The organism is Paracoccus rhizosphaerae, assembly GCF_026162645.1.
In the GTDB taxonomy this organism is placed as follows: domain Bacteria; phylum Pseudomonadota; class Alphaproteobacteria; order Rhodobacterales; family Rhodobacteraceae; genus Paracoccus; species Paracoccus rhizosphaerae.
In genome coordinates this window covers 1-16310 of sequence record NZ_JAOTBE010000017.1, presented here as the reverse complement: position 1 = coordinate 16310, position 16310 = coordinate 1, and the positions used below count along the sequence as shown (strand labels likewise).

20 protein-coding genes are annotated in these 16310 nt (G+C 68.7%); 10 read left to right on the top strand and 10 right to left on the bottom strand.

What is annotated here, in order from left to right; translation table 11 throughout:
* Positions 1-28: 28 nt before the first annotated feature.
* The 3 genes from OC184_RS08380 to OC184_RS08370 form a co-directional block, all read right to left on the bottom strand.
* A complete protein-coding gene (locus OC184_RS08380) occupies positions 29-1237 on the bottom strand; it encodes a PQQ-dependent sugar dehydrogenase (protein ID WP_265506749.1) in 1209 nt (402 codons plus the stop codon).
* Positions 1238-1343: 106 nt separating this feature from the next.
* The gene (locus OC184_RS08375) at positions 1344-2480 is read right to left on the bottom strand and encodes a saccharopine dehydrogenase family protein (RefSeq protein ID WP_265506748.1); all 1137 of its coding nucleotides are present in this window, start codon (positions 2478-2480) and stop codon (positions 1344-1346) included.
* A 1-nt stretch (position 2481) separates the two neighbouring features.
* Complete coding sequence (locus tag OC184_RS08370) at positions 2482-3537, bottom strand: saccharopine dehydrogenase (RefSeq protein WP_265506747.1); 1056 nt, start codon at positions 3535-3537, stop codon at positions 2482-2484.
* A gap of 125 nt (positions 3538-3662) precedes the next feature.
* Between OC184_RS08370 and OC184_RS08365 the strand changes: the two genes are divergently transcribed.
* Positions 3663-4430, top strand: coding sequence for an MBL fold metallo-hydrolase (locus OC184_RS08365; protein ID WP_265506746.1), 768 nt, complete (start codon positions 3663-3665; stop codon positions 4428-4430).
* A gap of 8 nt (positions 4431-4438) precedes the next feature.
* Complete coding sequence (locus OC184_RS08360; RefSeq protein WP_265506745.1) at positions 4439-5143, top strand: TVP38/TMEM64 family protein; 705 nt, start codon at positions 4439-4441, stop codon at positions 5141-5143.
* A gap of 9 nt (positions 5144-5152) precedes the next feature.
* On the opposite strand, the gene OC184_RS08355 is transcribed toward OC184_RS08360, so the two are convergent.
* Genes OC184_RS08355 through OC184_RS08340 form a run of 4 tightly spaced genes read right to left on the bottom strand, consistent with a single transcriptional unit; the run spans position 5153 to position 7254 of the window.
* A complete protein-coding gene (locus OC184_RS08355) occupies positions 5153-5803 on the bottom strand; it encodes a pseudouridine synthase (protein WP_265506744.1) in 651 nt (216 codons plus the stop codon).
* Positions 5800-6426, bottom strand: a complete 627-nt coding sequence (locus tag OC184_RS08350) for a LysE family translocator (protein ID WP_265506743.1) — start codon at positions 6424-6426, stop codon at positions 5800-5802. Before OC184_RS08350 ends, OC184_RS08355 begins: the two co-directional genes overlap by 4 nt.
* Positions 6423-6812 (bottom strand): GFA family protein, encoded by a 390-nt coding sequence (locus tag OC184_RS08345; RefSeq protein WP_265506742.1) that lies wholly within the window; start codon positions 6810-6812, stop codon positions 6423-6425. Before OC184_RS08345 ends, OC184_RS08350 begins: the two co-directional genes overlap by 4 nt.
* Positions 6802-7254, bottom strand: coding sequence for a GAF domain-containing protein (locus OC184_RS08340; RefSeq protein WP_265506741.1), 453 nt, complete (start codon positions 7252-7254; stop codon positions 6802-6804). The genes OC184_RS08345 and OC184_RS08340 overlap by 11 nt, the downstream gene beginning before the upstream one ends.
* A gap of 114 nt (positions 7255-7368) precedes the next feature.
* Here OC184_RS08340 and OC184_RS08335 point away from each other — a divergent pair, with 114 nt between their 5' ends.
* The 6 genes from OC184_RS08335 to OC184_RS08310 are packed head-to-tail and all read left to right on the top strand — an operon-like array spanning position 7369 to position 12076.
* Positions 7369-8709: a histidine kinase gene (locus tag OC184_RS08335; protein WP_265506740.1), complete on the top strand. Its 1341-nt coding sequence runs from the start codon at positions 7369-7371 to the stop codon at positions 8707-8709.
* On the top strand, positions 8706-9332 hold the full coding sequence (locus OC184_RS08330) for a response regulator (protein ID WP_265506739.1): 627 nt from the start codon (positions 8706-8708) through the stop codon (positions 9330-9332). The genes OC184_RS08335 and OC184_RS08330 overlap by 4 nt, the downstream gene beginning before the upstream one ends.
* Positions 9333-9341: 9 nt before the next feature.
* Positions 9342-9854 carry a DUF2478 domain-containing protein gene (locus OC184_RS08325; RefSeq protein WP_265506738.1) on the top strand — a complete coding sequence of 171 codons (513 nt, stop codon included), beginning with the start codon at positions 9342-9344 and terminating at the stop codon, positions 9852-9854.
* Complete coding sequence (locus OC184_RS08320; RefSeq protein ID WP_265506737.1) at positions 9851-10126, top strand: sulfurtransferase TusA family protein; 276 nt, start codon at positions 9851-9853, stop codon at positions 10124-10126. The genes OC184_RS08325 and OC184_RS08320 overlap by 4 nt, the downstream gene beginning before the upstream one ends.
* Before the next feature lie 15 nt (positions 10127-10141).
* Complete coding sequence (mbfA, locus tag OC184_RS08315; RefSeq protein ID WP_265506792.1) at positions 10142-11116, top strand: iron exporter MbfA; 975 nt, start codon at positions 10142-10144, stop codon at positions 11114-11116.
* Between the two features lie 39 nt (positions 11117-11155).
* Positions 11156-12076, top strand: a complete 921-nt coding sequence (locus tag OC184_RS08310; RefSeq protein ID WP_265506736.1) for an AEC family transporter — start codon at positions 11156-11158, stop codon at positions 12074-12076.
* A gap of 432 nt (positions 12077-12508) precedes the next feature.
* On the opposite strand, the gene OC184_RS08305 is transcribed toward OC184_RS08310, so the two are convergent.
* Positions 12509-12961, bottom strand: a complete 453-nt coding sequence (locus OC184_RS08305; RefSeq protein WP_265506735.1) for a YaiI/YqxD family protein — start codon at positions 12959-12961, stop codon at positions 12509-12511.
* Positions 12961-13782, bottom strand: a complete 822-nt coding sequence (gene dapD / locus OC184_RS08300) for a 2,3,4,5-tetrahydropyridine-2,6-dicarboxylate N-succinyltransferase (protein ID WP_265506734.1) — start codon at positions 13780-13782, stop codon at positions 12961-12963. Before dapD ends, OC184_RS08305 begins: the two co-directional genes overlap by 1 nt.
* 105 nt (positions 13783-13887) lie before the next feature.
* Between dapD and OC184_RS08295 the strand changes: the two genes are divergently transcribed.
* A complete protein-coding gene (locus OC184_RS08295; RefSeq protein ID WP_265506733.1) occupies positions 13888-14721 on the top strand; it encodes an LOG family protein in 834 nt (277 codons plus the stop codon).
* A gap of 13 nt (positions 14722-14734) precedes the next feature.
* On the opposite strand, the gene OC184_RS08290 is transcribed toward OC184_RS08295, so the two are convergent.
* Positions 14735-15637 carry a hypothetical protein gene (locus OC184_RS08290; protein WP_265506732.1) on the bottom strand — a complete coding sequence of 301 codons (903 nt, stop codon included), beginning with the start codon at positions 15635-15637 and terminating at the stop codon, positions 14735-14737.
* Positions 15638-15698: 61 nt separating this feature from the next.
* On the opposite strand from OC184_RS08290, the gene OC184_RS08285 reads away from it, so the two are divergent.
* Positions 15699-16187, top strand: a complete 489-nt coding sequence (locus OC184_RS08285) for a MarR family winged helix-turn-helix transcriptional regulator (RefSeq protein ID WP_265506731.1) — start codon at positions 15699-15701, stop codon at positions 16185-16187.
* Positions 16188-16310 lie beyond the last annotated feature (123 nt).

The window sequence follows — 16310 nt, the reverse complement described above, 5'->3', positions numbered from 1 at the left end:
TGCGCAGCCGACGACCGATCATCGGCGGTCAGGCGTCGCCCGAACCTTCGGGCGTGACGCGGATCATCTGGCCGTTCTCGTGGTCGGTGATCAGCATCAGCGCGCCGTCCTGCGCGACCTCGATGTCGCGGACGCGGCCGATGCCCTGCAGGTGGCGGTCCTCTCCGGCGACACGGCCGTCCCGGATGTCCAGGCGGATCAGCTCCTGCGACTTGAGGGCGCCGACCAGCGCCTGGCCCTGCCATTCGGGGAACATCTCTCCGTCATAGAAGGTCATGCCGCTGATCGCCGGCGACGGGTCCCAGTAATAGACGGGCTGCTGCATGCCCTCCATCTCCTCCACCCCCTGCTGGGAGCCGTCATAATCGGTGCCGTAGCTGACCTCGGGCCAGCCATAGTTCACGCCGGGCTGGATCAGGTTCAGCTCGTCGCCGCCCTTGGGGCCGTGCTCCGCCATCCACAGTTGGCCGTCGGGTCCCATCGCCCCGGCCTGGATGTTGCGGTGTCCCATCGACCAGATCTCGGGCAGGGCGCCCTCGATGTCGGCGCCGGCGGGCGCCCCGGTCATGGCGTCGATGCGGACGATCTTGCCAAGCGTTGACTCCGGGTTCTGTGCATACTGCCGCGGCTCAGGGTCGGATCGTTCGCCCAGGCCTACGAAGATATGCCCCTCGCCGTCATGGACGATCCGCGCGCCGAAATGCTTGGTCGAGGCCCAGGCCGGCTGCTGCTGGAAGATCCGCTCGACGTTCTCCATCGTCGTGCCGTCTTCCGAAAGCGTGCCGGTGGCCACGGCGGTGGCATTCTCGCCGTCCCCGCGGGGTTCGGCATAGGTCCACCAGACGCGGCGGGTCTCGGCGAAGTCATCGGCGACGGATACGTCATGCAACCCGCCCTGTTCGCGGTTGTCGACCTCGGGCAGGCCCGAGATCGGGTCGGACACCTCGCCCTCGGCGGTGACGATACGCATGCGCCCAGGGCGTTCCGTTACCAGCCAGCTGCCGTCCGGCAACTGGTCCAGTCCCCAGGGATGAACCAACCCCTCGGCCACGACCTCCTGCGCCAGTTCAACGTCGCTCTCCAGTTCAGGAGCGCGGGTCTGGTTCTCGAAGGCAGAGGTCTGGTCATAGGCGGCGCCGTTGGGCGCGGCCTCGTTGAATTCCTGCGCGCATCCTGCACCGGCCAGGATGGCGGTGGCAGCAAGGGCGGTCAGGCTGGTCGTCGTGCGGCGAGTCATGGCGGTCCTCCGGATGTCAGCGTATCGCCACCAATGTCTTCCGAAGACGCGCGTTCCGCCGCCGCCGATCACGACTTGTCACGATCCGGTCAGCGGCGGGAACAACTTAGCCGAGGTGATCGACCTTCGCCATGTGCTGGGCGATGCCCGCCACCTGATCCAGCCATTCGCCGACCAGGGCCGGATCATGTGGCGCGGTCTGCACCCCGGTCACCATCCGGCCGTCGCGGACAGCCTCGACCGCCATGGCCACGGGGATCGACACCAGCTGCGCCATCGCGCTGCCCTCGTCGTTGCCCCGCGCATCCAGCACCCATTCCTTGTGCCAGACGACGCGGCCCTCTCGTTCGGCCTTCAGCGCCACGAACAGGACGACGCGGTCCGGTTCGCCCGGATTATAGGCGTTGTCGCGCCAGAAGCCGTCGGCCATCTCGCGCAGGCGCGTCTCTCCGGCAGCACCCTCCAGCGTCTCGATCTCGGTGAAGACCGGGGTCCAGGCCTCTTGCCAGCCCTCCAGACGCAGGGTGCCGCGCACGAAGTCCTGCACATCCCAGGCCGGATCGAACCGGTACTGCTGCACGAAGGGCAGGCTGTCGCGGTTCGGATAGACCTCGAAGCGTTCAGGGGTTGGCAGCGGCGCGTCGTAGGGCTCGATCGCATGCCACGGCCGCGCGACGTCCCGCACCGCCCCGTCCCGCAGCGATTTCGACGGCGAGCGCAGGGCGCGCAGAACGCCCAGCGGCGACCAGCTGAACTTGTAGCGGAACGGGTTCGGATGCGCCGGAACGCCGCCGCAATAGGAGGTAAAGCTGATCCTGTCGCCGGGCCGGGCCGCGGCGCGATAGTCCTCGACCAGGTCATGGGCCATCAGGTGGTCGATGCCCGGATCGAGGCCGACCTCGTTCACCAGCGCCACGCCGGCGGCCCTGGCCTCGTCGTCCAGCGCGGCCATCTCGGGCGAGACATAGCTGGAGCTAACGAAATGCGCGCCCTTGGCGATGGCCATGCGGGCCAGCGCCACGTGCTGGTCAGCGGGCAGCATCGACACCACGACGTCGCCTTGGCGGACCATCGCCTCCAGCGCCTCGGGCGTGTATTCGCGGATCTCCTGCGTCAGGTCGCCGACCTGCTCTTGCGCCTTTTCGACCGTGCGGTTCCAGACATAGACGGCGGCGCCCGACCCGATCAGCCGGCGCAGCCCCGGAATTGCGCTGAGGCCCGTGCCGACCCAGTGGATTCTCATCTCAGACCTCTTTGACGTGTTCGTGGTAAAGCCGCCCGGCGCGACCCCATGGACCGGCATCGGGGGCGTCCAGCCCCTCCAGCACCGGCAGAAGCTGGGCCGCGTAATCCTCCGAACTTTCGCGCGGCAGCATCGACGGCAGGTTGTCGATCGCCATCACGTCCAGCGGCGGGTGGTCGGCGACGCGCAGCACCGGCGCGCCCCAGCTGGTGGTGCGGTCATAGACCTTGATCGGGGAAAAGTCGCTGGTCGGGTCGCAGGCCACGTCGCCGATCACGGTCAGCGTGCGGGCGGCGCCAGTGGCATCGGCGGGAACAAAGACCGGGGCGCCCGGCTGCGCCAGAATCGCGTTGATGAAGACGTCGTGCATCAGCACCTCGGGGAAGGGGCCGCCATGCGCGGTCTCGGCCATGTCCCATGCGGTGACGGGGACGCCTAGGTCGGTCAGCAGGTCGGATGCCCCGCGCCCGACACGGCCCTTGGCGCCGATGACGATGGCCCGCGGCCGCGGAAGCCCGGTTGCGTCCATCCGCGCGCGCAGGTCCTGCAGCAGGTGGTCGCGGCTGGCGTGGACATGGACCGGGCCGCAGATGCCGCCATGCGCCTGCGCGACCCAGGCCATCAGCGACACCGCCGCACCGGCATATCCCGCCCAATAGCCAAAGGCCGCCAGCCGCCGCCCGTCATCGTCCGTCAGGTATTCCAGGTCGTAAAGCGTTCCGCCGCCCGCCTTGAAACGCTGCAGCAGGACGCGCCCGGCCGGCTGGCCCTTGAAGGCATGGCCGAACATGATGTGGCGGTGGCGCAGGGGCGTGCCGTCCTCGGGCAGTTCCTTCAGGCCGAAGACGATGGCGTCGTCCGGGGCATCGACCCAGCCGCCTTCGGGGGCGATGGTCGCACCGGCTTTGGCGTAATCATCAGTCGGGATGATGCGGCGGGCACTGTCCTCGACGGTGACGGTCATGCCGCGGTCGATCAGCCGGGCGACGCCGTCGGGGGTGATGCCCACGCGGTCTTCGTTCGGCCGGCTCTCTGCCCTGACCCACAGATGTGTCATCGCCAACCCCTTGTTCCGTGACCGATCTGCCCGCAAACTAGGCCAGGCGCGCCCTGGCCGCAAGAACGGGGAACCGGGACGCGCGACGCGATGTTTTCCACGGACCCCCGTCGAAGGATAAGACAATGCGCCTGACCCGTCGAACCGGACTGAAGCTTGCCGCCGCCCTGGCCGGAAGCGCCTTGATCCCTGCGCTGGCCCATGCCCAGGATGCCCCCTACCGCCACCAGGTCGACGGCGGCGAGGTGGTGATCCACCCTGTCAGCCACGCCTCGATGGTTTGGGAAACGCCGGGCGGGGTGATCTATATTGACCCGGTCGGCGGGGCCGAGGCCTATGCCGACCTGCCCGACCCCGACCTGATCCTGATCACCCACGAACACGGCGACCACTACGACCAGTCGACCCTGGACGCCCTGCCGGAGGTGCCGATCATCGCCAACCAGGCCGTGGCCGACATGCTGCCCGAGGCTATGGCCAGCCGCACGACCGCGATGGCCAACGGCGACGAGGGCCAGGCGCTGGACATGCCAATCATGGCCATCCCCGCCTATAACACCACCGAGGATCGGCTGCAGTACCACCCCGAGGGGCGCGACAACGGCTATGTCCTGACCATCGGGGGCAAGCGGTTCCTGATCGCCGGCGATACCGAGGACACGCCCGAACTGCGCGACCTGCAGGACATCTTCGTGGCCTTTCTGCCGATGAACCTGCCCTACACGATGACTGTCGAACAGGCGGCCGAGGCGGTGGCGGCCTTCCAGCCGCAGGTGGTCTATCCCTATCACCACCGCGGCAGCGACGTGCAGGAGTTCCAGCGGCTGGTCGGCAATTCCAGCCCCGACACCAAAGTGGTCATCGCCGAATGGTACCCGGACGGCGAAGCCTGACAGGCATCATGCGCCGCCGGTCCCTGCGGATCATCCTTCTGTGGCTTGCAGCCCTGGGCGGCGTGGCGCTGGTCCTCTGGCTCTGGCCGTCGCTTCCGGCGCTGCAGTCGGACCTGACGCGGCTGCAGGCAGTGCTGGAACACGGCCAGGGCTGGCGGGACAGGAACCCCCGACTGGCCGCGCTGGCCTATCTGGGAAGCTTCGCGCTGGCGGGGGCCCTGCCGGTGCCGGTCATCGTGGCGCTGACACTGGCGGGGGGCGCCTTCTTCGGCTTCTGGCTGGGACTGGCCTTGTCACTGGCAGGGACGATCGCCGCAGCGCTCCTGACTTTCATGGCCGCTCGCCACCTTCTCGCGCGGCCTGTCAGGCGTCTGCTGGGCGGCCGCGTCGGCCAGCTGGACCGGATGGTCGAGGCGAACGGCGCGCTGGCGCTTCTTAGCCTGAGGATGACGCCGGGCCTGCCGTTCTTCGTGCTGAACATGGCCTGCGGCGTCAGCATCATGTCGGCACGTGTCTTCGCGGTGGTCACGCTGCTGGGGGTGCTGCCCAACAAGCTGATCCTGACCGCCGCCGGCACCCAGCTGGCCGAGATCGACTATATCACGGACATCGCGGGGCCGCGGGTGATCGCGGTCGTGGCGCTGCTGGCGGTGTTTCCCTGGTTCGCCCGCTGGCTGTCGCGCCGCATGCGGAGCCGTCTGGCGGAAACTTGAAGCCGGGACCTAGAACGGCACCGCCGCTGAAAAGCCCTGCACGACGCCGCTGTCAGGGTGGCGGAAGCGCAGGCTTTCGGCATGCAGCATCAGCCGGGGATGATCCGCCGCCGCCCTCGTCGCATAAAGCGGATCGCCCAGGATCGGGTGGCCGGTCTGGGCCATGTGGACGCGCAGCTGGTGGCTGCGGCCGGTCACCGGCATCAGCCTGACGCGGGTTTCGTCATCGGTCGCACGCATCACCCGCCAATCGGTCTGCGCGGGGCGGCCTTCGATGTGGTCGACTTTCTGCCGCGGGCGATTTGGCCAATCCACGATCAGCGGCAGGTCCACACGGCCGGTCTTAGGCTCCAGCCGACCCGAAAGGCGGGCGACATAGACCTTGCGTGTCTGGCGTTCCTCGAACTGCTTGGACAGGTGGCGCTGCGCATGGGGCGTCAGCGCGAAGACCATCACGCCCGAGGTGTCTAGGTCCAGCCGATGCACCAGAAGCACCGTCGGAAAGGCCGCCCGCAGCCGCGCGATCAGGCAGTCGGCCCGATCCTCGCCCCGCCCCGGCACCGACAGAAGGCCGGCAGGCTTGTCCACCACCAGGACCTCGTGGTCGGCATGGATGACGACCGGCGCGTCAGGCGGCGGCGCATAGACGAAATCGCTCATTTCGCGACAAGGCGCACCGCAAGGCCCGCGAACATGACGGCGGCGATCTTGTTGACCAGCCCCAGTCGCTTGCCGATCACATTGCCGGCCAAGCCGCCGACGATGCCGTAACCGATCGTCACCAGCGTGCCGGTGAAGGCAAAGATCAGCCCCAGGCCCAGGATCTGCTGCCAGATGGGACCCCAGGCCATGTTCGTGAACTGCGGCAGAAAGGCCAGCATGAACAGCACCGGCTTGGGGTTCAGCGCGTTAGACAGAAAGCCCCGGCGGACGATGTTCCAGACCCGCACGCTGCCGCGGGCCGAGGGGTCGATCTCTCCAGCGCGCCAGCTTTTCCAGGCCAGCCACAGCAGGTAGGCGGCGCCCGCATACTTGATCGCGCGCAGCGCCTCGGGGTGGGCGGCGACGACCGCGCCCAGGCCGATGGTGGCCAGCGTCACATGCATCAGCACGCCCAAGCCCACGCCGATGCCTGCCCAGGCCCCGGCGCGCGGTCCGCCCTGGATGCCGCAGGCGCTGGCGAAGAAGACGTCCTGACCCGGCGCGAAGTTCAGGACCAGCCCTCCCGCAATGAACGTCATCAGCTGCGCCGCGGGAATGTTGGCCAGCGTCTCCCAGATCATTCGGGCGCCTCTTGCGGGAACTGCGGCAGCCCGTCGGCGATGTCGTAATAGTCACCCTTGTCCGCCACGAAGATATGCCCCTGCAGGCGCATGCCCGTCGGCTGGTCCAGCGCGCCAGGCGCGACATCGACCTCGGCCCCGTCGCGGCGCTTCCAGAACAGCGCGCTGCCGCATTCGGTGCAGAAGCCCCGCTCGGCCGCCTCCGAGGATGCGAACCAGCGCACCGGCCCCTCGACCGTCAGGTTCCTGACGCCGACGGCGGCCCAGACATGGCCCGACCAGCGCCGGCACTGCCCGCAATGGCAGGCCCGCAGCACGTCATCGGACGACTGCGCCCGGAACCGGACCGCGCCGCAAAGGCAATGTCCCGCCAGATCATGTTCCACCGAAAACCTCCTCCAGGATGGCGGCAAGCGCCTTGGCATCATTTTCATCAAAGGCATCGGGGCGGTCGCTGTCGATGTCCAGCACCCCGATGAGGCGGCCGCCCGCGCCGAAGACCGGCAGGACGATTTCGGACCGCGTGCTGCTGGAACATGCGATGTGGCCGGGGAAGGCCTCGACATCCGGGACGATCTGCACCTGCCCCGTCCGCGCCGCCGCCCCGCAGACCCCGCGGGCGAAGGGGATCACCAGGCAGCCATGCCCGCCCTGATAAGGCCCGATCTTCAGAAGTTCGGGGCCGACCACGCGATAGAAGCCGGTCCAGTCGAACCGGTCGTCGGAATGGTGCAGTTCGCAGGCCACGGTGGCCATCAGCGCGACCTCGTCGGTCTCGCCCTCGCACAGGGCCCTGATGCGGGCTGCCAGATCGTCATAATCGCTCATCCCCTTCTGATACGCCCGACCGCGGGAACAGGAAAGCCCACCGCACCGCCCGTACCCGAATATCCGCGCCCGACCCCATTGCCCCGGCCAAGCGTTACGCCCAATCTGCGCGCCATGACGCTGCGAAGCCGCATCCTTCTGGTGATCCTTGCCACGCAGCTGGCGCTGGCCTTCGTGCTGGCCCTGGGCAGCCTGGACAGGCTGCGCCGCGACATCGCGACCGAAACGCGGATGGGCGCGGAAACGGCGCGCAACCTGGTGCTGGCCACCATCGGCACGATGCAAGGGGCGGTGCCGCCCGACCGGATCATGGCCCTGCTGCCCGAACGCCTGACCGAGCCGCGCCACGCCCGCATCGGCATCATGGACGCGTTGGACGGCACGCTGCGCCAGCCGCCCGGACCCGCCGATCCCGACCTGCGGGCGCCACGCTGGTTCGCGGGCTTGGTCGCCCCCGACCCGCAGGAGACCCGCCTGCCGGTTGTCATCGGGGGGCGTCCAAGGGGCTATGTCCTGATCACAGGCGACCCGGCCGAGGAGATCGCCCGCGCCTGGCGCGACATGCGCGACCTGATGGCGCTGACGCTGGCCCTGGCGCTGCTGCAGGCGCTGCTGATCGCGCGGGCCCTATCGCAGGGCCTGCGGCCGCTGGACCTGATCTCGGCCCGGCTGTCCGACCTGACCCTAGGGGAGCTTGAATCCCGCATCGGCCCCCTGCCCCAACCCGAGCTTGCGCCGCTGGCCCGCCATGCCGACGATCTGGCGCAGGCGCTCGAGCAAGCCCGCGCCGACCGCCACCGCCTGCAGCACCAGATCGTCGCCCGCGCCGATGCCGAGAGAAAGGCCATCGCCCGCGACCTGCATGACGAGATGGGGCCCTGCCTCTTCGGCTTGCGGGTCGAAGCTGATGCACTGCGCGACGCCGCCCCAGACCGGGCAACCCGCCAGATCGCCGACCAGATCGGCACCATCGCCGACCAGATCGCCAGCGTGAACCGCGCGCTGCTGAACGACCTGCGGCCGATGGCCGTGGGGGAGTTGCCGCTGGCGACGGTGCTGGCCGATTATGTCGCCGACCTGAATCGCCGCTTCCCCGACACGCGTTTCGTGCTGGACATCGCGGCAGGCCTGTCCGAGCCCGACGAGGCGACCGCGCTGACGCTGTTCCGCATCCTGCAGGAGGGGTCGACCAACGCCCTGCGTCACGCGCGGGCGAGGCGCGTGGTCATCCGCCTCTGGACCGATCCGGCGCATTGGCGCATGATCCTGGCCGATGACGGTACCGGCATCCCCTCCGGCCGGCGCGAGGGCACCGGCCTGACCGGGATGCGCGAACGCATCACGCTGCTGGGGGGCGATCTGCGGCTGGACACCGGACCCGAGGGCACGCAGATTTCGACCCGGCTGCCCCGGCAGGACAGGAACAGGCCCGGCAGGACAGGAACAGTGACGTGACGAAACGCGCTTTGGTCATCGACGACCACCCGATCACCCATCTGGGCGCCAGCCGCCTGCTTCGTGACCTGGGCTATGACCCGGTCGGCCAGGCCATGTCAGGCGAGGATGCTCTGCAGCAGCTGGCCGTGGACGCCGCGCCCGACCTGATCGTTCTGGACATCAGCCTGCCCGGCGCGGGGGGCCTGGATTTGGTCACGCCGCTGCGCGAGGCGGCGCCGCAGACGCGGATCCTGGTCTTCTCGATGAACGACCAGACGGGGTTCGCGGCGCGCGCGCTTCAGGCGGGGGCGCAGGGGTTCCTCTCGAAGAACGCGCCCCCCGCGGATTTCCGCGACGCCGTACGGACCATCGAATCGGGCGAGTTCTACCTGGCCCCCAAGCAGGCCATGGCGCTGGCTACGTTGAGGGCCGGCGCCAGCGGCGATCCCCTGGGCGCGCTGTCGGATCGCGAACGACAGGTGCTGACGCTGATCGGACAGGGTCACGGGCTGCAGGCCATCGCTGACAGACTTGGGGTCAGCTACAAGACCGCGGCCAACACCTCGTCCGTGCTCAAGAAGAAGCTGGGGGTGGACGGGATCAACGGGCTGATGAAGTTCGCTTTGGACAGCGGCGTGTAAGGGGGCGGGATGCTGGGATGGTTCACCACCGATGCAGATGCGTCGCCCGGCGCGGCGGATCGTCTGCTGGCGGATCTGGCGCGCGATTTGCAGGCGCGGGGACTGGCTGTCGCGGGCGCGGTGCAGGTGAACCACGACCTGGGACCGGATGTCGCCTGTGACATGGACATGATCGTGCTGGGCGATCCCGGTACGCCGATCCGCATCTCCCAGTCCCTGGGGCCGGGGGCCGAGGGGTGCCGCCTGGACACCGCCGCGCTCGAGGATGCGGTGGCCCGCACCGCGCCGCACCTGGCGGGCGCGGGCATCGTCGTCATACCCAAGTTCGGCCGGCAAGAGGCGATGGGACGCGGCTTTCGCGACCTGATCGGGCAGGCGGTGGCGGCGGGCCAGCCGGTCGTGACCTATGTCCCCCGCCAGCAGCAGGCGGCCTTCCTGCAGTTCGCGGACGGCCTCGATGAACGGCTGGACCCGCGCGACCTGGCCCGCTGGTGCCTGGCCCGATTTGCCGAGGCGTCTTGAGCGGGGGCAAGGTGATCGACGCGCGGGGCCTTCTCTGCCCGCTGCCGGTTCTGCGCCTTCGCAAGGTCCTGCTGGCGCTGCCAGAGGGGACCGTGGTGCGGATGCTGGCGACCGACCGGATGGCGGCGGTCGATGTGCCGCATTTCTGCGGGCAGGCAGGGCATGTCATGATGGGCATGCGCGATCTGGACGATGGTGCGATGGAATTCACGGTAAGGCGGGGGCCGTCCGCCCCGTTGGCTGCGGGCGGCCTTGCCCCGAAGGATATTTGAGCACAGAAGATGACCATGCCGTTCATGTCTGCCCGCAAGCGCCTGTCGGAGCTGTCCGAGCGCGAGATCGTGGCGCTGGCCATCGCCTCCGAGGAGGACGACGCCCGCATCTATCGCAACTGGGCCGAGTTCCTGCGCAAGGACTATCCGGCCACAGCGGCGATCTTCGACGGGATGAGCGCCGAGGAGGACAGCCACCGGCGCCTGCTGCTGGACACCTATCACCTGCGTTGGGGCGACGCGATCCCGGTCATCCGACGAGAACATGTCGCGGGCTACGTCACCCGCCGCCCCGCCTGGATGATGGGCAATCTGTCGCTTGAGACGATCCGCGCCGAAGCCGCCGGGATGGAGCGTGACGCGGCCGAATTCTATGCCCATGCCGCGCAGGTCAGCCAGGACGCCCGCACCCGCAAGCTGCTGGGTGATCTGGCCGCCGCCGAGCGCGGGCACGAGAACCGCGCCGCCGAGCTGACGGCCGAGCATCTGGATGCCGACAGCCGCGCTGACGAAGACAGAGTCGCCCATCGCGATTTCGTGCTGACCTGGGTGCAGCCGGGCCTGGCGGGGCTGATGGACGGCAGCGTCTCGACCCTGGCGCCGATCTTCGCCACCGCCTTTGCCACGCAGGACCCCTGGACGACCTTCCTTGTTGGGTTGGCCGCCAGCATCGGCGCGGGCATCAGCATGGGCTTTACCGAGGCCGCATCGGACGATGGCGTCGTGTCAGGGCGCGGCTCTCCGATCAAGCGCGGCCTATCCTCGGGCGTGATGACCGCTGTGGGTGGGCTGGGCCACGCGCTGCCCTATCTGATCCCGGACTTCTGGACGGCGACGACGCTGGCGATCATGGTCGTCTTCGTCGAGCTGTGGGTCATCGCCTGGATCCAGAACCGCTGGATGCAGACGCCCTTCTGGCGGGCCACCTTGCAAGTGGTCGTGGGCGGTGCTTTGGTGCTAGCCGTTGGGGTGCTGATCGGGTCGGGATAACGTGCCCGGAAGGGGGCGACGTGCACGACCGGTTCCGGCATGGCTGAGGTCTTTCTGAAGACCCTGCCCTTCTTCGCGCTGATCGGCCTGGGCTGGATCGCCGCCGCCACGCGGTTCTTTCCGCAGGCGGGCGCGGCCTGGCTGACGCGCTTTGTGTTCTATTTCGCGCTGTCGGCGATGCTGTTCCGCTTCGCCTCCGGGCTTGACCTGGCCGCACTCTTTGACGGGCGTTTCGTGCTGGCGTACCTGGCAGGATCGTCGCTGGTCTGGGCCGTCGGCATGGCCGTCGCCCGCGCCCGAGGCCTGCCCACCGCCGAAGCCGCGATGGAGGCGCAGTGCTGCATGACCGGCAACACCGGCTTCCTGGGTGTGCCGATGCTCGTCGTCTTGCTCGGCGAGCGTGCGGTTGGTCCGATCCTGATGGTGCTGACCATCGACATGCTGGTCTTTTCGACGCTGATCACGCTGATCGTGCATGCCTCTCGGAACGGCGGCCTACGGCTGGCGGCCGTGATACCGGTCCTGCGCGGGATCGCGGCGAACCCGATGATCCTGTCGATGGTGGCGGGCCTTGGCTGGTCGTGGTTCCATCTGCCGATGCCGGCGCCCGCGGCCGAGTTCCTGCTGCTGCTGGGCGCCGCAGCGACGCCCGGCGCGCTCTTCGCCATCGGCGCCAGCCTGGCCGGACGGCGCCTGAAGCGGATGGCGGCCTCGGGCTGGCTGAGCCTTGCCAAGCTGGTGCTGCACCCCGCCGCCGTCGGCGTCGCAGCCTGGGCCTTCGCGGTCCAACCCTTTGCCGCCGGCGTCATGGTCGCTGCCGCGGCGCTGCCGGTGGCTGGCAACGTCTATATCCTGGCCGAGCACTTCAACGTGGCGCAGCAGCGCGTGTCGACGACGATCCTCATCTCGACCGCCGTCAGCATCCTGACAATCCCGCTGGTGATGGTCCTGATCGCCTGACGCCGCAGGATGGACGGAAAACGATCGCCCGCTTAAAGCCGACAGACTTTCTCGCACTCATCCCATGCGGGAAGCAATCCCGTGGCCCATTCCCTCCGGCCCCGCCTGCCACGGCCGTTCCTGCAGAACTGCCTGCGCCGGTACGCAAGCAGCCACGGGATGCTGCCTGCGGCAGTCGGCTGCTTAGCCTCGGCAGGCATAGCCCTACTGCTGAATCCTGGTCTTCTCTACCATCAATGCAATCCAGAGCCTGGCCGCCTTGATCCAAGCCATTGCCAGGTGCTTCACATGGGCGCGGATTGTCGACAGCCACAGGCCATCGACTTCACCGCCGAAAATCAAACCCCACGCAAAAGGGTCGCGCCATGGCGCGTCGCCGGCGCCGCGGCAGCGCGCGGGCGGGCCTCAATGGCCCGGCCGGGCGCTCACCGCTCAGCGTTTCAGCGCCCGCCCCAGTTCACGGTCCAGTGCCTGCAGGAACCGGGCCCGGTCGGCCTTGCCGAAGGCTGCGCCACCGCCCTGCCGGAACGGATCGGCGCTGCGCAGGTCAGCCATCAGGTCGCGCGTCGCCAGCCGGGGCCCGATGTTCGCCGCGTCCAGAACCTCGCCCCCGTGGGTCAGCACCGCCCCACCGGCCTTGATGCAGCGATCCGCCAGCGGCAGATCGCCGGTCACCACCACATCGCCCGGCCCGCAGTTGTCGGCGATCCACTTGTCGGCCTCGTCAGGCCCCTCGGCCACGATCTGCAGCCGCACCAGCGGATGCGTCGGCATCCGCAGCCCGCCATTGCAGACCAGCACCATCGGCACACCCATGCGGACGGCCACCCGCTCGGCCTCGGACTTGACCGGGCAGGCATCCGCATCGATGAAGAGCGTGGTCATCAGTCGCGCAGAAGCTCGTTGATCGAGGTCTTGGCCCGCGTCTTCGCGTCCACCCGCTTGACGATGACCGCGCAGTACAGGTTCACGCCGTTCTTCGACGGCATCGACCCCGACACGACCACTGATCCCGCCGGAACTTCGCCATACATGACCTCGCCAGTCTCGCGGTCGACGATCTTGGTGGACTGGCCGATATAGACCCCCATCCCCAGCACGGACCCTTCGCGCACGATGCAGCCCTCGACCACCTCCGACCGGGCGCCGATGAAGCAATCGTCCTCGATGATCGTCGGTCCCGCCTGCAGCGGCTCCAGCACGCCGCCGATGCCGACGCCGCCTGACAGGTGCACGTTCCGCCCGATCTGCGCGCAGCTGCCCACCGTGGCCCAGGTGTCGACCATCGCGCCCTCGCCCACATGGGCGCCCAGGTTGACGAAGGATGGCATCAGCACCGCCCCTTTGCCGATGAAAGCCGACCGGCGCACGATCGCTCCGGGCACGGCACGGAACCCCGCCTCGCGCCACTGATTGTCGCCCCAGCCGTGGAACTTCGACGGCACCTTGTCCCACCAGTTCGACCCCTGCGGACCGCCCGACATCTCCTCCATGTCGTTCAGCCGGAAGGACAGCAGCACCGCCTTCTTCGCCCATTGGTTCACGTGCCAGTCCGCGCCGCGCTTCTCCGCCACGCGCAGCGTGCCGTTGTCCAGCTGGCGCAGGGTTTCCTCGACCGCCTCGCGCGTCTCGCCGCCTGTGGCGCTGGTGATCTCGGCGCGGTTCTCCCACGCGGCTTCGATGGCGGATTCCAGGGCTTGGGTCATGGCGGCCTCTCCTCGGGCAGGCGGGTGGGTGGAAAATCTCTGCACCGGGCTATATGCGTCGGGAAAGGCCCGCGCAATCCGCGCAAGGGCGCAGACGAGGCTTCGATGACCGACACGCCCCACCCGGACCGCATCCACCCCCTGCCCCACAGCGACCAGGATGCGGATCGCGCCGAACGCATTCCCGACACGCCCCAGACACGCGCGCCCAGCTATCGCCTGGCCTTCACCGACCGCGATTTCCTGCTGCGCGACGAATTGCGCCCCGTCCGTCTGCAGCTGGAGCTGCTGAAGCCGCAGATGGTCATGGATGAACGCGGCATCGAATCGACAGTTGTGATGTTCGGCGGCGCGCGCATCCCGGCGCCCGATGCCGTAGGGCAGGCCAGCACCAAGGGCCTGGCCGCGCTGTCGAAATACTACGAGGAGGCCCGCGTCTTCGCGCAGCGCATGACCGAGCGCAGCCTGGCGGCTGGCGGCGGCGAGTTCGTGATCTGCACCGGCGGCGGCCCCGGCGTCATGGAGGCAGGAAACATGGGCGCGGCCGAGGCCGGCGGCCAATCCATCGGCCTCGGCATCGTGCTGCCGCATGAGCAGGCGCCGAACGTTCATGTCACGCCGGACCTGTGCTTCAACTTCCATTATTTCGCGATCCGGAAGATGCACTTCCTGATGCGCGCCCGCGCCATCACGGTCTTCCCCGGCGGCTTCGGCACCCTGGACGAGCTGTTCGAGTCTCTGACCCTGATCCAGACCGGCCGCATGGCGCAAGTCCCGGTCCTGCTGTTCGGGGCCGAGTTCTGGGACGGCATCATCAACTGGCAAGCGCTGGCCGATGCCGGTACAATCAGCGCCAGCGACCTGCAGCTGATCCGCTATGTCGAAACCGCCGAAGAGGCGGTAGAGATCATCGACAGCTGGCCCCGCCCCGACTGCTAGGCTGGACGGACTGTCAGGCGGGACGGGCCGCCGGGCTGGGCCGCATCAGCATCAGCGCCGTGCCAGCGCCGACCAGCGCAGCCGCCAGCGCAAAGTTCTGCGGCAGCGGCTCGGCGAACAGCCACAAGGCGCCGCCCGCGCCGGTGACTGCCGCGACCGGTCCCAGCAGCGACAGCGTCACCGGCCCGCCAAGCCGCTGCAGCTGGAAGAAGGCGACGTACTGGACCACGAAGACCGCCACATCGACGCCCACCAGCCCGCGCAACCCCGCATCGCGCCACAGCCCCGTGGCGCTACCGTCCAGCACCATCGCCAGCGGCACGCAGGCCAGCCCGCCCATCAGCAGCGTCAGCGCCGACAGCGCCACGGGCCGCGCGCCCGTGGGCCAGTACCGCGAGCGATAGATGTTGCCCCCTGCGATCACCACCGGCATGGCCGTCGCGGCGACCAGCCAGCCCGTGGCGCCCGCCGGCAGGTCGCTCAGCTTGGCCAGCGCCAGCGTGACGCCTCCGGCCAGGCCAAGTCCCACGGCCAGCGCACGGCGGGGGTCCGCACGCTCCAGCCCCATCAGGCGGGCCAGCGCCCAGGTCAGCAGGATCGGAAAGGCGAAGGTCAGCGCGATGTATCCCGCCCCCACATGCGCCACCGCCAGATAGCCGAGCGCCATCGGCCCCGCCAGAAGCAACCCCGCCCCGGCAGCGAAAGGCAGCATCCGCAGCGTCCCGCCCAGCTGCCCCAAGGCCGCCGCCAGCGCCAGCTGCACTGCGCCGCCGCCCGCCATGACGGCGGCCAGAAACCAGATCATCGGAGCTCCGGCATCGGATGCCATCCGCGAGATCAGGATGGTGACGGCCAAGGCTGCCCCTGCCGTCACCAGGCATCCCAGGATCGCCAGACGGCCCTGCGCATCGGTCATTGTCATCCCCTTGCTGTCGCAGCTATCATCTTGCCGAAGACTATCTTGATGGCAAGATATCATGCTTCCTGACCGCGCAACCCGCGCAGTGGCCGCCTGGCGCCGCGAAAGACCCGAATTGGACGTCGAGGCGATGGAGATCATCGGCCGGCTGAACGAGTTGTCGTCGCTGCTGACCCGTGCGCTGCAACCGGTTTTCGCGGCGCACGGCCTGCAGGGCGGCGAATTCGACGTGCTGGCTACGCTGCGGCGGGCGGGCGCACCATTCCGCCTGACGCCGACCGCCCTTTACGAGGCGACGATGCTGACCTCCGGCGGGATGACCGCGCGGCTCGACCGGCTCGAGTCGCGGTCGCTGATCCGCCGCCTGCCGAACCCGCAGGACCGTCGTGGAACGCTGATCGAGTTGACCGACCAGGGCCTCGAGCTGATCGACTCGGCCATCGGCCCGCATGCAGAAAACGAAACCCGCCTGCTGGCGGGTCTGCCGCCCGATGATCGGGCGGCGCTGAACGACCTTCTGGCGAGGCTGCTGGCAGCTTTGCCCTAGTTGTTTGATCCCAGGGTTTGATGGTGCGATCCTTTTTCAGGAATGGAAGGAAGCATTATGGGCCAGGTTCGTCACGGGAGCGCCACGACCACGCACGCCGTCAGAGCTGCAATAATGAGGGCT